A 17,582-nucleotide genomic window follows, 5' to 3' on the forward strand; every position below is an offset into this window, starting at 1 on the left:
AAAATATAGCAATATTAATTTATGGAAGTTTTAAACAAAAAAGAACGTCAAAAAGCATTTTTCGCATTTCTTATCGCCTTTACTTTAACTTTTACGGTGATGTTAATCGCAGTATCATTCAACTTTTACATGCCTAAGGCAGAGAATAAAATGTTAAAAGCAGAGAATGAAATGATGAAAAGAGAATATGATTATCAGACTAATTTTTCAGTAAAAATTGATAGTATCAGAATGACAGTCGATTCTATTAATTCACCAAAAGTAGATAATGATTTTCAGCAGCGTCTGGCGAATGTTATGATTGCCAATATTTATCAGAAAGTACCAAAAGATACAACTGAGAACAAAAGATTATACAACAATGTTATTTTGGCTTACAAGAATATCATTGATTACAAAAAACAAATCAGAAGCTTGACACACAACTCTCACTTAATTGATAGTTTGAATCAATCTGCAAAAACATATAAAGAAGAATTAGAAAAAGTTAGTAGAGATCTTGATGTCTGTCGCCAGATTTATCAAAATCAATAAGATTAAAAACCAGAGTAAAAAATTAATAAAATAATCATTAAAAAAATCAAACTATGTTATCAAACTATGGAATTGGAGGTAATGAGGTAAAAGTTGATGCTGATGAAGCAATCGTTGCGATCCCTCAAAACAGAACACTTGTTGCACAAAAACTAACGGTTGACGCTCCTGTTAAACCAGAATTAGTAGAAGGAATTACAAGTGTTGAACAAGCATTTGAACACTTTAAACCGGAGGTTAAAGTTAATTTCGAAACTGTTGACGGAGGTACTAAGGTAGAAGCATTAAACTTTAAAAACTTAGGAGATTTTGGTATCAAAGGAATCACAAACCAAAGTAGTTTCTTGTCTGAATTAGAAACAGAGAAAGATCAATATCAAAAAATTATTCGTCAATTAAAATCGAATAAAATTTTGAAGGCAGCTTTAGAAGATGGTGAAGCAAAACAAGCTTTGTTAGAAAGTCTTTCTACGTTAATCAGCGAATTAAAAGAAAATAAATAACAATATTTAAAAATATAAAGATATGTCAAATAAAGAAGCATATAAGAGTAGTGATGTTGAAGCTGCTGTATTAGAGCGTAAAGTTGTTGGTGGTTCGATTGAAAAAAATGTTGAAAAACTAGCTAAATACGGTGGTTTTGATTTGTTAGAAATGTCAATTGAAGGAATTCAAAACCTTAACCCAGACAGAAAAGCAAGAAGAAAAATTTTCCTTGGAGAAGCTAACAAAGCAAAAGAAAGAGAAACTCTTTTAAAAACTTTAGAGCTTTGGTCTTCAGTTTTAAGCAACAACGAAGCTTTGACTGATATGGTGGCACAAAGTGAAGACAAATGCAAAGAGTCTGAAGCTTTATTGCAAAAAAACTTAGTAAAAGCGATTGAAGATACAAGAGAAATCGAAGCTGCTTACAGAACTGTTGCTTTGTTTTACAGAAACACTGAAACAGATAAAGTTAAGAACGTTACGATTGTAAATGCTGACTTAGATCAGTTAAAAGATCTTGATAACACTCGTTTTATCGATGCAATTCATGCTGAATTAGTTGATAACTATGACCGTTTAGATCTTAAAAATAACTACGGTATTTTAGTAATTCCTGGTTATTTAGGATCAAATAAAGTGATCGAAAAATGGGCTAAAATTGCACACGAGAATAAAGTAATGCTTGTTACAGATTTCGAGCACCTTGACGAACCGGATGATGTAATGGAAATGTTTGATGCTGCTGCTTTAACAGGTGGTGATGCTTACCGTTCTAACGTAATCATGACTTGTAACTGGTTAGTAGGTCGTGGAAGATTTGACCAAATTGGTGAAGCTGATGATTTACATATCGCTCCATCTGCAGCTCTTGCTGGTAAAATTTACAAAACTTTAATGTCTCAGGTAACTGCTGGTAAAAAGTTTGGTGGTATCAATGAAGTTGACGGAGTTAAATTTGACCTTAAGAAAAGTGAAATTGCTAATCTTGAAAACTTAGGATTAGTTCCTATGGTAAACGAGTACGGAAAAGTAATGGCTTTCTCTGCAAAAACATTGTTTAGCGGTGACAACTTAGGTTTACAAACATATTCCGTAGTTCGTGTATTTGATTACGTGACTAAAGTATTAATGGATTTCCTTAACCGTCGTGCTTTCGAAAACTTTACTGCTAAAACACGTAAAGAAATCATGAATCAGATTGTTGCTTTCCTTGATGGTATTACAGGACCGGACAAATTGATCGAGAACTTCGAAATCCGCAGATTTGAGCAAGATCCAATTCAGAAAGACAGAATTTATATGGATATCCATATGAAACCTTACTTTCCTGCTAAAAACTTCCTTATCAAAATGGATGGGCAAAAAGGTACTGATGGTACAGAATGGGATACAGACTACGAGCAAAAATAATAGTTGTAGCATAAATTCTAAAAAGGGAACACATTTAATGTGTTTCCTTTTTAAACTAAAAAAACATTGATCTTTTGAATGATCAAACCAAATAATTCAAATTCATGAACGCATTTAAAATTTTACTTTTGGTCGCCTTTTTGTCAATTTCTAATTCGATTAAAGCACAAAAAGTAAATCCAGTTGATACTTTAAGTTGCCCCATTACGCAAAATGATTTATTGCTTGAAGGTAAACTGTTTGCAAGTGCACCACCAATTTTATTGCGAGTTTCTAATGAAGAGTACGAGTATGCAGCGTTTCAGCTTGGAAAAAGAAAAAGCCGCATTTATTTATATTTTAAAATTTTCACTGACAATGTTTGTGTAAAGCAAGAGCAGCCATTGGAGCTTTATTTTAAAAATGGTGAATCTTATATTTTAAAAAATTCTTATAAAGTTAATTGTGAAGGAACCGCAGCATTGGAGCTCACAGTAAGAGATGTTAAGAAATTAATGACTCATAGTATTAATACAATAAAGTTTTATACACTTAAAAAAGATTATGAATTTAATCCAAGTGCATCAGATAATCAGAATATTAAAATGTACTTGCATTGTTTAAAGTCGTATAAAGTCAGGAAGAAAAAACAATTTTAGTATAGACTTCAAAAGTAATTGAAGCAGAAATAAAATAGAAAGCGAACTAATTTTAAATTATTAAAAAATCTAATATGCCTTTTCCAGAATTAAATCTTTCACTAGGACTGACAGACAATGATGGTTCTGTTTTTTATGCAGGAAGCGGCGAAGGTAAGCTTATTGTTCGCACCGATTCTGCTTTAAGAAAACATACTATAACTATAACAATATCGGAACAGCAGGTAGGATCGGTTTTTTTAAGAACACATTTAAAAGGTGTTGAAACTCCGGCTGAGATTGAAGTTCCAACGTATCAAATGATTGTATCAGATGATAAAACGAATGAAACAGAGGTTTATAAAGTAACCCGTGACACTTATTTTTTTAAAGAGCAAAAAACAAAAAAAGGGTTGTGGAGCTTTCTGGGTTTGAAATTTCTGGCACCAAAAAACTTTCTATTTGACAATATTCCTTTTGAGCCTTTAAAGGAAGATATGGAAACCTATGATATTTCTAAATACAGAAATTTGAAAGAGGATGAATTAACATATAGCTTTAAAAAAGAAGATCAAAATATTCAAATTTTTGCAGGCGATATTAACATGTTGAAAGTAGAAAAGGGGACAAGTTATTTTGTTATTGTTGACGAGAAAAAAGGACAACGTTTTATAGGTGATATTTTGTATCGTGAAAAATTCTTAAAACTTACTCCAAAAGTTCAACTCAATATCATAAAAAGAAAGCAGGTTTCTAAAGGAGTAGAAACAAACAAACAAGGTCGTACAGATAGGTTAATTTATATTTAATAAAAAACGAGGAGATGAAAGGAGCTTTTTATAAACTGCCTATTGATTTTAATAGTATTATTCAAAAGAAGGAATTAGAAAAAACCTCTATTGAACATTCTATTGCACAACAAATTATATTATTAGCCACAACAACTTTTGGTGAATGTAAATTTGATGAAACATTTGGATCGAAGATTTGGGAAATAGATTTCGATTTACTGATGAATGAAAATACATTAAAAGAAATTATATCAAAAACCATGAAACAATCGTTGCTTTTTCATGAAAAAAGAATCAAAGTAAACGAGCTAAAAGTTGAATTATCAGAAACAATGTATTTGGTAGACGATGTTAGCAGAGCCAAAAAAAAGGTAGATATAATTATTGAAGCAACGATAAACAGCACAAATAGAAATTTTGACTTTAGGGGATACTTTTTTGTTGGTCCGTTATCGTACAAATAGTGTTGATTTTGAGGTGTTTCGGAGTGAAAAACTAAAAATTTTAATTTTCTGAAACGTACTAACTGCTTGAAAACTAGCAAATTATTTAATGTAAAAAATATTTTATTAAAAAAATACTAATGATAAGATTTTATTTATATATTTACAGTGTAAATAAATAAATTAATAACTAAAAATTTTTCATTATGTCGTTTTTAACATCATTAACAGTTGCAGGTAAGGATTACAAAGTATTAAACGTTAACTATGATTTAGCTCAGGAAACAGATGCTTCTGGACGTCCTTCTACCGTAACTCGTGGAGGCAGAATCGTAATTGAAGTAGAATCTACTGGAGGTACTGAATTGTTTGAATGGATGACTAATAATTTCGAAAGAAAAGACGGGTCAGTAAAATTCATCAAGCGTGACTCTAACGCTACTTTGAAAGAATTAAAGTTTGCTGAGGCTTACATGGTTAAGTACAAAGAAAACTTTGATCATAACAGTGAAAATCCGTTAACGGAAACTTTTACCATCTCTGCGCGTAAAATTTCGATGGGTGGAGGAGAATTTGATAATGCTTGGGTATAATCCAATGGACTTTATCAAACTTATTTAAGCTTGAACTATTAAAGGGAGTCCATAATTATGGACTTCCTTTTTTGTTTTAAAATCAGATTTCTTAAACCTAATATCTCTTTTAGGTTTCTCAACTAAATTTTTTATTGATAATTAAAAAGATAGAACACATGAGTTTTTTAGCAAAATTAGAATTAGATAGCGAAGTTTTTAATGTTTTAGAATTTGACGTAGCTTTTGAACAAGGTACTGATAATAATGGAAAGCCTGCCAACAGAACAAAAGGTGGACAAATAAGATTAGTTGTCGAAACCAACCAAACCGATCTATTCTCAGATTGGATGGTCTCTCATACGAGCATCAAAGACGGAAAAATTATTTTCTATCGCAGAGATGCCATGAGTACAATGAAAAATGTCACTTTTAAGAAAGCATACTGCATTTCTTTTGGTGAAAGTTTTCGAAGTGTAGGCGATAACCCAATGACTACACGAATTCTTATCACATCCAATGAAATAAAAATTGGAAATACTGTATTTGAAAATAATTGGAAGAACTCTTAAGGTGATAAGCTATGGGATATCGTACTCCTTTTGCCTTAATGCCTGATGAAGAATGCATTGATTTTGAAACAGATGTAACTGCTGGCGAATTATCAGCTAATGATGCCTATGATTTGTATCTTATTGCTAAAGGCAAAGATCCAAAAAAATACACATTAGTTTGCTTCATGAATTTGCAATTCTTTTTTGAGGATACCGGAAAACTTGTTTGGTCAGAACAGGAAAAGAAAAATTATATAAGCAAGTGGGAACAAAGTGTTCGTGCAGTTTGGTCTTATAAAATTTTAAAAACCTTAAAAGACGGAAGAAAAATAGTTTTAGATTTTAAGTTTAAAACTCAGATTGAAGGATTTTGGTTGTCAGATCACTGGGAACTTTCAGTTAAGAAAATCTCGCAAGATTTTGGACAGAGTAGTGTTACCACCTTTACAGGTAATTCACAATTGGATGATAAGGATTTAAACTTTGCACAAAAACCAAGTGGTGAAATGCAAAGAGGTTCTACTCATGAGTTTGGTCACATGCTGGGTTTAGATGATGAATATACTAAAGGAAATGTCTGGATTAATGATAAAAAATCTGTAATGAATAATGGGGAAGTTGTAAAAGGAAGACACTTAACATATTTCAGAAATTGGTTAGATAAAAAGTTAATTAAACATAAAATACAATGAAAAAAATAGGTCTATTTTTTTTAGGAATTTTTTCCTTATTCTCTTGCGAAAGTAAAGAAACAAAACTTTCTAATTATCTCGATAAAATAAGAAATAGTACAACTAGTACAACCGAGGCAGAAGAAATTGTATTGCTTCATAAGTTTATCGGAAAAAATAGTATTTCGTTTGAATCTAAAGTTCAGACTAAGGATGGAGCAACTTTTTATTATCCGGAGTTTTTTAATGTAAAAAATATCGAAAGCGTAAATATTGATTTCTTTATTTCTCCAGAGGATACATTGCATTTTAAAGGTTGGAAACCACAGAAAATGGAGAACTTTTTTTACTTATATAACGAATAAGGATGATCGTTTTGTTACAATCAATTATTTAATAAGTAATTGAAAGTAAAGTAATCAAAATCAATATTTCTGAAAAAGTTCTGATTGTATAATAACAATTTATATCCCTGGAAGCACTTCAACCTCTTTTCATTTATCATTAAATTAATACTATTCATTAATGTGTAAAACATGAAAAAGTTATTTTTATTAGTTGCTTCGATATTAATAGTATTATCAAGTTGTAAAAAAGAATCTGAACAGTGGAATGAAAAATGGATTTTATATCAAGATAGTTTATGTAAGGTTGCATTAGATTCTGTTCTTTTATTTTCAAGTGATTCTAATTATGTAAAAGCAAACGGTTATTATAAAATTTTATACTGGAAATCAAGTTCTTACAGTGTTGGTGAAATAAGAAATAATGCGAGGTTTGGATTGTGGAAATAAGGAGAATTAGATGGTTCCGCAATAAATTATGATTCTTTTACTGGTGATTTATTTTCAATCTATCATTTTGTTGATGGAGAGCAAGAAGGGATTCAGAAAGAGTTTCATCCTAAGAATATTTTAGCAAGGGTTTATACGTTGCATAAAAGTTATAATTATAGAGACGAATATATTTGTTATAATGATAATGGTAACGTTTTATATCAGGAAAACTTTGGTAATGATGGAACAGGTTATTACAAAGAATTTAATAATGATACCCTATTTCGAGAAGGAGCTATTATAAAAGACAAGTTTGTTGGAATGCACATAAGAAAAGAATTTTTTCATGGACGTAATCCGTTGATAGAGCAAACTTTTTACAATAATGATGGTCATTTTTTTAAAGTAAAACTATTTGGAAATTTAAAAGATGCCATTGAAACAAAAGGAGATTCTATTGTTTACGATTACGATAAAAACAAAACAAAAGTAACAACTTTTTTGAAGGGGACAATAATTACAAGCCAATCATATAACGATACAATATTGTTTTAATATTTCAATAAAAAACGATTTTTAAGTACTAGTACGATTAATAATCGGAAGGTAAGTTAAGCTGAAAAACGTTTTTAATTTTTTGACTAATTTTTGATTTTAATTTATAACCACAATAAACTAAAAAACAGACCATGGCACTACAGACAACAACAACGATAAAAATTGGCGAGACAGTAATCAAAAATTTCAGCCACTTACAGGTAAATCAGGAAATTCATGATCACCATACTTTTTCGATAGAAGTTCGACATGATATTTTAGTACGAGAATTTCAGAGTGTAATGCCTGTATCGCAAAAATTGGTGGGAGAAAAGATAAGTATAGAAATTAAAGCAATACCAGACCTTGATGATCTTATGGTGGTAAAAAGCCCTAAAGATTATGTCATGCAATTTTACGGTATTGTAACCGAGATTAGTATGCAAAAATCACGAGTTAGAGATATGGAAGAAACGATAGTCCTTCAAGGGTACAGTGTTTCTATTAGTTTGGATAACGGACCAGAGTCTAATTCATTTACAAAAAAGACTTTGACAGATATAGTAAGTAAAGTTAAATCAGATTATGAAATCGATATGGATATTATGCCATATCATAAAGATATTTTGGCTTATACGGTACAGTATAACGAAAGTGACTTTGATTTTTTGAATCGTCTGGCGATGCGTTACGGTCAATGGTTTTACTATAACGGACGTACGATGGTTTTTGGAACCCCTGGAACAGCAGGAGGTGAACCAAAATTGGTTTATGGTGTAAATATGCAAAACTTTAGTTATGATATAAGACTAACACCAACCTTGTTTAAAACGATTGAAAATGACAACAGAAAAGGAGATCATTTTCCTGATGAAACGGCTAAATTCGGAAGTGAAGCCGGTGGATTTCATCAAAACTTTATTAATAAATCGAATCAGGTTTTCAATAAACAAACCGTAATACAATTGAACCAGAATGGTGTTGGAGGAAGTGGTAAGTCTGCTTCTGAAGAATATGCTAAAAATAAAATGCGTTCAGCTCTAAGTGGTATGATGAGAGTAGAAGCTTCTAGTGAAGTTCCCGGCGTTACAATTGGTAATACCGTACAAATAAGTGGTGTCGATGTACAATTAGAAAGTACCTATACGGTAACACAAATAACGCACACTTGCGATGATGGTGGAGGATACGAAAATCATTTTACAGCAGTAAACTTTAACGGAGCTGTATTTTCACCAAGAACCAATCCGGATTTAATTCCGCGTTGCGAGAGCCAATCAGCAATAATCATAGATAATAACGATCCTGATGGACTTGGAGGAGTAAAAATACAAATGCCATGGCAAGAAGCCAAAGGCGAAACTACTCCGTTTGTACCAATGGTACAACCTCATGGCGGTGGTGACAAAGGATTTTATTTTATTCCGGAAGTAGGAGAAAAAGTATTTGTTGATTTTCAGGCAGGTAATGCCGAAATGCCGGTAGTGGTAGGAGCAATGTATAACTCTAGTTCAAAAAGCGGATACAGCACACCAAAGAATGATATGAAAGTGATGCACAGTCGCTCGGGAACAAAAATTGCTTTTAACGATGCCGAAGGAAGCATTTTAATCGAAGATCCGAGTGGAAATACCTATCAAATGGATGGAAAAGGAAATATAAATGTAACAGCACCTAAAAACATGACTTTCGATGTAGGTGAAGACCTTACGATTACAGTTGGAAAAAATATGATTACCAGCGTAGGTGAAGATAAAACAACTGATGTTGGTAAAAATAAAACAACAACAGTAACAGAGAAAATTAGTTTGCAGGCAATGGAGTACAAACAAAATATCGACGAAAATAAAACGATTACTATTGGAGGAGATTTAAAAGAAACAACCTCGACAACTACTCATAACGCTACGGGCGGTGATATATTAATAAAAAGTGTTGGAGTTTCTACTTTATTAGGTTCTAAAGATGCAAAAGTAAATATTGGATAACATGTTAAAAGAGTATTTAGATAAATATGTTTTGGTTTGGAAATCAATTTTTAATTTGAACGAATCAATGTCAAGAAAGGATTTTTGGCAATTTGTTCTTTTCAATTACTTGTGCTATTTCGTTGTTAGTTATCTTTTTAGTTTTTGGACCTACTATTTTTTTAATCTTCTGTTTTTGGTATTTATTATATCATTAATATTAACAGGCATTAAACGTTTAAACGATATACACTTGCCCTGGCCGTATTTGTTTTTTCCTTTTTACAATTTGTATTTATTAGTACAAAAAGGAGATGACAATTTAGGAGGTGGAAAGCCAGTAAAAGAAAAAGCACATTTAAGTTTTAAATCACTCGGAATTGCATTTGTGTTTTCTGTCGTTATATTTAATGCTGTTTTTAGTGGTAGTCCGGCTGGATTTTTTAGCATTATAGATGTTTTTGTGTTTGTAGGCTTTGCTGTAGTATTATTTATGATATGTTTTGTTATAATACGTTTGATAGCGTACTCTATTGTATACGAAAAAATATATCCGAATCTGGTATTCCAAATATTATTGCCCTTTTTCTTTATTGTAAGTGCTGCGTTTATTATATATGTAATTTATTACTTAAATTTCTCAGAAGGAATATATGATTTTGAAGAAATCATAAAACATTTTGCGACAGGAATTGTGTCTTACATAGCCATTTTTACCATCATTACTGGTGTAATTTTTTCAAGTGAAATTCAAAAAAAGGAGATAACAAAAAATGAATTAATGAATAAAAATATACAGCTTTTAGTAGCGATGACTATTTTGATTGCTATTGTTGCTTATCTCTTTTACAGGCAATATAAAATGCAATAGTCGCAATTGATAAGGAAAAAAACAGATTCAAAAGAATATAAGCCTCGAATAATTATTAAAAGAAAACTATGAATATTATAAGAACAAATATATATACACTAGCACTACTATTTACCTTAACAATATCTTGCCAAAACAAAAAAGAAAATAAAGAAATGAATATAGAAAAGTTTTATTATCAGCCTACTATTACTTGTCCATTAGGATATCCTGTTGAGGTATATAGAGGAGGACTTGAATCTCAAGATGGTAGTTTTGAACCATTAAATCTAGGAACACATACCGGAAAAGGGGGATGGGGACATACTGGAGGTAGTATGAGTAGTGGTATTAAATCTATACCTAATAGACTTAATCTTATTTGGGTTTCATATGCAGAAGATACTTTTTATAGTATTGATTGTGATATTGATTATAATAAAATGGTTGAAAAGTTTAAAGAAGGATATCAAGACAGTGCTTTCTTTTTTAATAAAAACGGAAAGTATAAGAAAGAAACTTATAGTTATATAGTTGTTGGTTTTGCTCCGGGTGGTATTGTGGTAGTATGGTTGGCAGGTTCTGGCAGACAGGTAGAAATTGGAAGATATGAAGGTGAGAAAATTGTAGTTTCTAACGAAGAAATAGCCAAATTAGACAATCATGATCGGCTTATTTTTCAGCAAGATTATAGAGAGAAAACAATGCTTAACGAAAAAATTGTGCCTATAGAAGTTCAACAGGCGAATAAAAATAAAGCGATTCCATATGGGGTATGGGACGTTTATAGAAAACGTTATACTTGGAGACCTTCCTTTGATATACAAAAAGAAGGGACAATGATTGATACACGTTTAGACATGTTTAATGGTGAGTTTGAAGAACAATTTGATCAAGTTTTGGTAAAAAACGAATTTACTGAAAGAGCTATTCCTAAAAGGGTAAACATTGGATGGAGAGATAATACTGGACAAAATTATTCAGGCACAATGTATTTTGATGAAAAAGAGATATTTGATGCTTTTAATACTATATACAAAGATGATAAAAATAAGAAAGCACAACTTGAGTTTAGAGTAAACATTCTTAATACTTTTATTACTGTACTGTTAAAAAGTGATGATCAGGAGATAAGTTTGCCAAAGACAAAAATTGACGTTTTTAAATCTAGAAAAAGATATTAATTATGGGAAAATCAATTGTTTATAATACTGGTTTGAGTGAAGATGATTTGCTAAGTGATGAATTGCAACTTTCGTTTGGTGTTTTCATTGATGGTACACTTAACAATAAAAAGAATACAGAGCTTAGACGAAAATATCGAAACGGTGGTGTTGAAAATTTAACGGACAAAGAAATAAAGCAATCAGTTAAAGATGATGAAGAAGCTTATGATGCTCTGGAAAACACAGAGATTACGGATGAAACACCGGAGTACGATAGGTATCTAATAGCATCACACAGAAGTAGAATTGATAAGTTAGGTACAGATAATAGCTTTAGTAATGACTATACTAATGTAGCGAGAATGTGGAAATGTTGTGAAGAAGTTATCTATCGAATTTATATCGAAGGAATGGGAACTGAGGATAATTCGAAAGATAGTCAGGATGGTTTTGCATTTGGTTCAGGTTTAACGGGTATTCGTGCAAAAGTTCGCAAGGGATGTAAGGACTTGGCAGCAAAAATCGTTGCTGAAAAAAAGAAAGATAGTAAGAAAGTAGTAACACAAATTGTAGTAGATGTTTTTGGTTTTAGTCGTGGTGCTGCATCTGCACGTAATTTTGCACATGAAGTAAATGTAAAAAAAGCCTATGCACCAAGATCTATACAAATACCAGATGGATTTTATCCTGTAGATCCTTATTCTACAAGAGATGAAATGCCACAGCCAAAGTATAGACCTGCACTTGCTGATGCTGATGGTTTGGAAATAGAAGAAGATGGGCTTATAAAGGGTATGTTGCCTAGAATGGGATATTTGGGTTATTGTTTGCAATTAGGAGGTGTTTTATCTGAAGAAGAGATAGAGAATTTAAAGATAGTGGTTCGTTTTTTAGGCGTTTATGATACGGTTTCTTCCTATTTTGAAAATGGTGATCAGTTAGGTCAGTATGATTATAAAGGTGATGTTGTAGACGATAGTCAGCTTCCGAAATTGGCTAAACAAAAAATGTCTAATCAATTTTTAAATAATGTTAAACCTTTGCATCTCAATGATTTTGGATATGTTGAGAAAGTAGTTCATTTTACAGCAAAAGACGAGCATCGTGAAAATTTTGATTTAACACGAATCGCCGGAGCAAACTTGATAACAAGGATAATTGAAAAAAACTTTCCAGGTGTGCATTGTGACATTGGTGGAGCGTACGAAAATGAAATGGAAAGAATTGAGAAACTGGAAACTTCACGATTTTTTCATAAAAGTTTGTATGAACTTAGAGAAAGACTTATTAAAGAATATTGGTTTACCGAAGAGCAAATATTCATAGTAGGTACGTTTTGGAACTTTGTAACAAGAGGTCTAACCCGCAGAATTATAAATACAGAAAGATTTGTACGAAAAGAGTATAGCTATATTCCTTTACATTTTATGGAAGAATTTTGTCGAGAAACAAATATGAATGAATATTTGATTAGAAAGACAGAAGAAGATTACCCCATAGATGATAATGAACTTTTAGTAGGAGCCAGAAGTTATCTTAGAAATTATGTTTTTGGCGACAGTAAAGAATGGGAGTTCAAAGATGATGAACAGTTGGCTATGGAAAAAATGGAGAAGGAATATAAAAAAATGCAGCTTGACCAACCTTTGTATGATTTAAATGAACAAGGAGATTATTATAGTCCAAAGCCATTATCAGATTATTTGCCTAAAGTAGATGAAAGTGCAAATAATGTTGATGTTGATATCAGTGATGAATTAGAGCCCAAAACAGTTACGCTTGAGGAAGTGGTAGTAAGAGGTATTGATCCTCAAAAGACTTTGCGAGAGTTAAGGAGAGGATATTTACACTGGTCTTCGCACAGAAGATGGTTTGGTATGGAACCGGCTCCAACGGATGACAGGGTGCGTGTTGAACATTAATTTCTTTAGAATATGGTACCAAAGAGTTTTTTTTTACCAGAATTTAACTTAGATCCAGTTTTAAATAAAAAGGAGATTTATAGATTCGAAACAATAACTACAGATTTCACTAATAGAAAACAGATTAAGGAAAAATCAATTATTCGCGAGGTGCGTTTAACGTATTATGGAAAAAGAAAAGAGTTATTTGTTTTTGTTCTATTTACAAGAAAAGTAACTATTCTGTTAAATCAAAAAGTGGAGAATAATAGATTATTAAAGGAAGATATTTTTGCTTTTGGTAATTTAGAAATAGGTGTAAATGAAGCAGGTGAAATTGTAAAAGTCTTCAATATAAAAGAGCTTCAAGAACGCTGGATCAGAAAGAAACTTGAATTAAGAGAAGGTAATGCAGGATATGTATTTGATGCTTTTCTTAATGATATTTCTAATGTTTTAAATAGTGAAGAAAGGACACTTTTTTTTCTAAACTCTAAAAATATGTTTGGACTGTATTTTCATGGATTGTTTGGAGAAAATGATGTAAATAGTGCACCTAATAAACGTATAGTTACTATTATGGAATTTGACGATGTGCAAATTACAGAAGAGATCTGGACAGATAATAGAATCCCCGGATTTATTATTCAAGGACAAAGGAGTGATGATGAATACAAGACCATTATTTCTAATGTTGATAATATAAAGAAATACACAGGTGAATTAATATATAATAGAGAGAATCAATTACAAGAAGGTTTTTTGGAAATAGAAAACAATAATATTAATATAAAACATAATGTAGTATGGGCTGGTTAGACAATATTTTTGGTGGGCTAAGTATGCCTGATTACGATAAGATGTTGCAAGAACGTTTGCAAAAAGAAAAAAAGGAAAAAGATGAAATCTTTGACATGAGCCAAAATGTAACTCAGATTAATGAACGTCTGAGCGAAGATAGTATATCATATAAAATTTCCGAAGACAGTAAGGAAAATAAAAAAGAAGAAGAAGAAAGAGAAGAAGAAGAAAAAGCGGCTGACGAACTCAAGCTTGTTATCGACGGTGCGAAACTGCAGTGCAGTATGTGTACCAATCCGACGGGAGATCTTAAAGTGAATTTTAAAACTCCTACAATACAGGGTAAAAAAACTGCTACTGTAAAGGAGAAAAGCATGACAAGCATAATGTTTAAAGGCAATTGTACTAAAAGCCCTCAAAGTGCTAGTCCTTGTGCTGCAGTAATGCAATTAGGAGAATGGAAAGATGTAGGTACTGTAAAAGTTCAGGATCAATTTCCATTACTTCTAAAAAGTACTATCAAATGTAACTTTGGAGGATCGGATATTAAAATTACAGATTGCGGACAGATTAATGAGCCTACAAAGATCGAGGCACTACCTAAAAAAGTAGGCAAAGTAATCAGTATGCACTGGACGTACGACGATACTAAATTAGGAAGTAAGTCAAGATTTTATGTAGATATGAATTTGGTTGTAAAAACTAAAGATTACCAAGAAGGAGAAAGTATTGTGGTATGCATAAAAACTGAAGATGGACAACCATTAACTGATGATTTGGCTGAATTAAGCCTTACAGGAACAGTTGGTAAGGATGATACTGTAATTTTTGAAAAAGTATTTAAAGATTATACATTAAATCTACAGCCAAAAGATGATTCTGAATAATTAGTTGATAAAAAACAATGAATAAAAAGAAACTATAAAATTTTAATTATGGATTTTGAAAAAATAATCCCTGTTGAGTTAATGCAGGTAGTTCTTGTACCAGAGTCAAATGGTGTTCAATTTAAAACTGTCACTACAGGTAGACCTTCATGGAAAGATGTTTATGAAGGTTATCCTAAGAATGCAACAAATACAGATGATTTACCCGCTACTACAATTTTCACTGACTTGTTAGGGAGTAATTACGATAAAGCTATATTTGGAAATGCTTGTGCTACTAGGGTTTCTTTGGGTCTTTTAAATGGCAAGATGGTAGTTAAAACAGCATTTAAAATAACTAATAAAAAACATGCTTTTTATAATAAGGGATTTCAAACTAGTGCAAGTGGTTTGCAAACTTGGCTTTCAAAAAAAGATGTATGGGGTGAAGCAGATGTTATTGTTAAAGGCCCTTCCGATATTAGTACTGTCGCAAGTAAAATTAATGATAAGACAATTAAAAATGGAGTTTATATAATACTGGGTGGATTTGGAGGTGGAATTTCGGGGCATGCAACGCTTTGGATTGGAGCTAATAAAAACGTTATTGGAGGACATAATTATGTCGATTATGGTGGTACTGTTTATTTTTGGGAATTAAAATAATATTAATATGAAGAATTTTTTCAGAATAGTGATAATACTTTTTTCAAGTTATTTGTATTCTCAAGATGATAAAACATTTGATTTGGTGATTGCAAAGCTTAAAGATGATAAGAAAGCCTATGAACAGTTTGTCAATTTAGGTAAGATATATTGTGAGGATGTGTCAAAAAAGACAGATTTGTTTACAGATCAATATCTAAAATTATTTAATTCTCTTTATGCTTTTCCAAGATTAATAGAGAAAGATATTCTTGAAAAGGAATATAAAAATTCTCAAAAAAATATTAAAAAGAATAAATGTTCTTGTTTTTATTTGTCAAAAAATAAAGAATTAAAAGCATTGTATATTAAGATTATTCAAGATAAAACCTCTTATCATGGTAATCAAGAGTATTATTTAGAAGAGGATATGCAAGATTATTTAAAGATTGGCATGATAGACGCAAATAGGTTTAAATAAAATAGTTTTAAGAAAATATGTAATGAAAGCTTTTAATTTATCATTGATGTTTATTTTATTATTGATTAATAGTTGTACTTATTCTCAAGGTACAAAATCTAAAAAACTGGATTACATGAAGAAATTTGCTTTAGAAAATTGTATCTACAATAATTATAATAAAATTGATTCAACATTTTTTAGTAAGTATCGTGATGTATCTGCTGTAGCTTTAAGTAGTTATGGAGAATTAACAGAATTGGAGCAAAATAAAATTCGAGAATTTACAAAAAGCAAAACATCATCTTTTTATTCAAATGGAAATACTTTTCATTTTGAAAATGGAAAAACAAACATTGTTATATGCGAGTGCTTACTTTTTTATGATTCAAAAGAATTGCTTGCTTTTTTAAAGAAGATATGAAAAATATAATGGTTAAATTAAAAAATACAGAAGCGTGATTTGGAAGAGATTATTGTTGTTACTTGTTTTGTTTAGCGTAAAAATATCATCACAAACTTTAGATTTAGCAAACAGTACTTTTGTGAAATTGAAAAATGATCAAAAATCCTTTGAGCAATTTGTGTTTTATGGGTATTGCAATTGTACAGATCAATTTTTTTATACCGAAACCTATCTGGATAATTACATTAGATCATTTAATCGTTTAGAACCTTTTCCAAGATTTTTCCAAAAAAGCGATATAAAAGTATTGTTGGATAATTATCAAAATTCAAAAAAGAAAGATTTTAAGGCTGTTCAGGAAAAATATTATAACGGTTATGTAATCATAACTAAATGTCTAAAGATTTATGATCTTGAAAATAAGGATTTAAGAAAAATCTATAATGATATCATTTCAGATAAAGGAATGCAAAATGAATGGAGTAGTGATTACATGAAAGATTATTTGAAAAGTTACTTTGTAAAAGTGGAGACAGAATAAAAGACTTACACTTATGTCAAATTTATTTGTAAATAATCGCATTCAGAAAAAATTAAAGATCGTTGTAATAGCGCCTCTTCTAATAGTGATTTTAATCCTTTTAAGTTGTAATAAAACAGAAGAAACGAACACTAATTTTGAGATTTTTGGCGAAGATGCTTTATTAAAAAACATCAAATTAAACATTATTAAAAATAGTGAAGATGGTGTAGAGAAAAAACAAACATTTGTCTTCAACGGAAAGCAATTTAGTGTAAAAGAAGAAAATGAAACAGCCTATTTTTACAGAATTTATCTCTCCTACAAAGATTCTTTGGTTAGCGTATTAGAATACGAAAATATACTTCGAGGCGATAAAAATCAAATCAATCAGATTTATTTGTTTAAAGAAAAAGACGGTGTTTCATTTAAGTTTATTGGCTCTAAAGAATTCTTACCAGATATAGACAATCGATCAGCTGAGCGCTTTATAACTTTAGAAGAATATTTTCAGAAAAAAAATATAAATACAATAGAAGAAAAAAGTAAAGCCAGAGAACTTTTTTTTGACTTTTATGAATAGATATCTCAAATCTATTTTTAGTTTAC

23 protein-coding genes are annotated in these 17,582 nt (G+C 30.8%); all 23 read left to right on the forward strand.

What is annotated here, in order from left to right; genetic code table 11:
• The first annotated feature begins 21 nt into the window (after positions 1-21).
• The 23 genes from tssO to B0A66_RS18720 all read left to right on the forward strand — a co-directional run bounded on the left by tssO (position 22) and on the right by B0A66_RS18720 (position 17,556).
• The gene (tssO, locus tag B0A66_RS18610; RefSeq protein ID WP_089051368.1) at positions 22-534 is read left to right on the forward strand and encodes a type VI secretion system TssO; all 513 of its coding nucleotides are present in this window, start codon (positions 22-24) and stop codon (positions 532-534) included.
• 53 nt (positions 535-587) lie between these two features.
• Complete coding sequence (locus tag B0A66_RS18615) at positions 588-1,037, forward strand: hypothetical protein (RefSeq protein ID WP_089051369.1); 450 nt, start codon at positions 588-590, stop codon at positions 1,035-1,037.
• 22 nt (positions 1,038-1,059) lie between these two features.
• Positions 1,060-2,430, forward strand: a complete 1,371-nt coding sequence (locus B0A66_RS18620; protein ID WP_089051370.1) for a DUF5458 family protein — start codon at positions 1,060-1,062, stop codon at positions 2,428-2,430.
• A gap of 104 nt (positions 2,431-2,534) precedes the next feature.
• On the forward strand, positions 2,535-3,068 hold the full coding sequence (locus B0A66_RS18625) for a hypothetical protein (RefSeq protein WP_089051371.1): 534 nt from the start codon (positions 2,535-2,537) through the stop codon (positions 3,066-3,068).
• A 74-nt stretch (positions 3,069-3,142) separates the two neighbouring features.
• Positions 3,143-3,856: a hypothetical protein gene (locus B0A66_RS18630; RefSeq protein WP_089051372.1), complete on the forward strand. Its 714-nt coding sequence runs from the start codon at positions 3,143-3,145 to the stop codon at positions 3,854-3,856.
• Positions 3,857-3,870: 14 nt separating this feature from the next.
• Entirely contained in the window at positions 3,871-4,302 is a 432-nt protein-coding gene (locus B0A66_RS18635) for a GPW/gp25 family protein (RefSeq protein ID WP_089051373.1), read from the forward strand.
• A gap of 185 nt (positions 4,303-4,487) precedes the next feature.
• Entirely contained in the window at positions 4,488-4,874 is a 387-nt protein-coding gene (tssD, locus tag B0A66_RS18640) for a type VI secretion system tube protein TssD (protein ID WP_089051374.1), read from the forward strand.
• 158 nt (positions 4,875-5,032) lie between these two features.
• Positions 5,033-5,425 carry a type VI secretion system tube protein TssD gene (tssD, locus tag B0A66_RS18645; RefSeq protein WP_089051375.1) on the forward strand — a complete coding sequence of 131 codons (393 nt, stop codon included), beginning with the start codon at positions 5,033-5,035 and terminating at the stop codon, positions 5,423-5,425.
• Positions 5,426-5,436: 11 nt separating this feature from the next.
• Positions 5,437-6,099: a hypothetical protein gene (locus tag B0A66_RS18650; RefSeq protein ID WP_089051376.1), complete on the forward strand. Its 663-nt coding sequence runs from the start codon at positions 5,437-5,439 to the stop codon at positions 6,097-6,099.
• The gene (locus B0A66_RS18655; RefSeq protein ID WP_089051377.1) at positions 6,096-6,443 is read left to right on the forward strand and encodes a hypothetical protein; all 348 of its coding nucleotides are present in this window, start codon (positions 6,096-6,098) and stop codon (positions 6,441-6,443) included. The genes B0A66_RS18650 and B0A66_RS18655 overlap by 4 nt, the downstream gene beginning before the upstream one ends.
• 171 nt (positions 6,444-6,614) lie before the next feature.
• The gene (locus B0A66_RS18660) at positions 6,615-6,872 is read left to right on the forward strand and encodes a hypothetical protein (RefSeq protein ID WP_089051378.1); all 258 of its coding nucleotides are present in this window, start codon (positions 6,615-6,617) and stop codon (positions 6,870-6,872) included.
• Between the two features lie 138 nt (positions 6,873-7,010).
• Positions 7,011-7,409, forward strand: a complete 399-nt coding sequence (locus tag B0A66_RS18665; RefSeq protein ID WP_089051379.1) for a hypothetical protein — start codon at positions 7,011-7,013, stop codon at positions 7,407-7,409.
• 134 nt (positions 7,410-7,543) lie between these two features.
• On the forward strand, positions 7,544-9,379 hold the full coding sequence (locus tag B0A66_RS18670; RefSeq protein WP_089051380.1) for a type VI secretion system Vgr family protein: 1,836 nt from the start codon (positions 7,544-7,546) through the stop codon (positions 9,377-9,379).
• A gap of 268 nt (positions 9,380-9,647) precedes the next feature.
• Positions 9,648-10,229 (forward strand): hypothetical protein, encoded by a 582-nt coding sequence (locus B0A66_RS18675; RefSeq protein ID WP_123868263.1) that lies wholly within the window; start codon positions 9,648-9,650, stop codon positions 10,227-10,229.
• Between the two features lie 68 nt (positions 10,230-10,297).
• Positions 10,298-11,392, forward strand: coding sequence for a DUF2931 family protein (locus tag B0A66_RS18680; protein WP_089051382.1), 1,095 nt, complete (start codon positions 10,298-10,300; stop codon positions 11,390-11,392).
• A gap of 2 nt (positions 11,393-11,394) precedes the next feature.
• Positions 11,395-13,296: a phospholipase effector Tle1 domain-containing protein gene (locus B0A66_RS18685; RefSeq protein WP_089051383.1), complete on the forward strand. Its 1,902-nt coding sequence runs from the start codon at positions 11,395-11,397 to the stop codon at positions 13,294-13,296.
• Positions 13,297-13,308: 12 nt separating this feature from the next.
• Positions 13,309-14,094, forward strand: a complete 786-nt coding sequence (locus B0A66_RS18690; protein WP_089051384.1) for a hypothetical protein — start codon at positions 13,309-13,311, stop codon at positions 14,092-14,094.
• The gene (locus tag B0A66_RS18695) at positions 14,082-14,963 is read left to right on the forward strand and encodes a DUF4280 domain-containing protein (protein WP_089051385.1); all 882 of its coding nucleotides are present in this window, start codon (positions 14,082-14,084) and stop codon (positions 14,961-14,963) included. Before B0A66_RS18690 ends, B0A66_RS18695 begins: the two co-directional genes overlap by 13 nt.
• Positions 14,964-15,011: 48 nt before the next feature.
• Positions 15,012-15,608, forward strand: coding sequence for a T6SS effector amidase Tae4 family protein (locus B0A66_RS18700; protein ID WP_089051386.1), 597 nt, complete (start codon positions 15,012-15,014; stop codon positions 15,606-15,608).
• Positions 15,609-15,615: 7 nt separating this feature from the next.
• Positions 15,616-16,068 carry a hypothetical protein gene (locus B0A66_RS18705; RefSeq protein WP_089051387.1) on the forward strand — a complete coding sequence of 151 codons (453 nt, stop codon included), beginning with the start codon at positions 15,616-15,618 and terminating at the stop codon, positions 16,066-16,068.
• Positions 16,069-16,090: 22 nt separating this feature from the next.
• On the forward strand, positions 16,091-16,471 hold the full coding sequence (locus B0A66_RS18710; protein WP_089051388.1) for a hypothetical protein: 381 nt from the start codon (positions 16,091-16,093) through the stop codon (positions 16,469-16,471).
• 34 nt (positions 16,472-16,505) lie between these two features.
• Entirely contained in the window at positions 16,506-16,994 is a 489-nt protein-coding gene (locus B0A66_RS18715) for a hypothetical protein (RefSeq protein WP_244283540.1), read from the forward strand.
• A gap of 13 nt (positions 16,995-17,007) precedes the next feature.
• Entirely contained in the window at positions 17,008-17,556 is a 549-nt protein-coding gene (locus tag B0A66_RS18720) for a hypothetical protein (protein WP_089051389.1), read from the forward strand.
• Positions 17,557-17,582 lie beyond the last annotated feature (26 nt).

Source organism: Flavobacterium hercynium (genome assembly GCF_002217285.1).
GTDB classification, from domain to species: Bacteria; Bacteroidota; Bacteroidia; order Flavobacteriales; family Flavobacteriaceae; genus Flavobacterium; species Flavobacterium hercynium.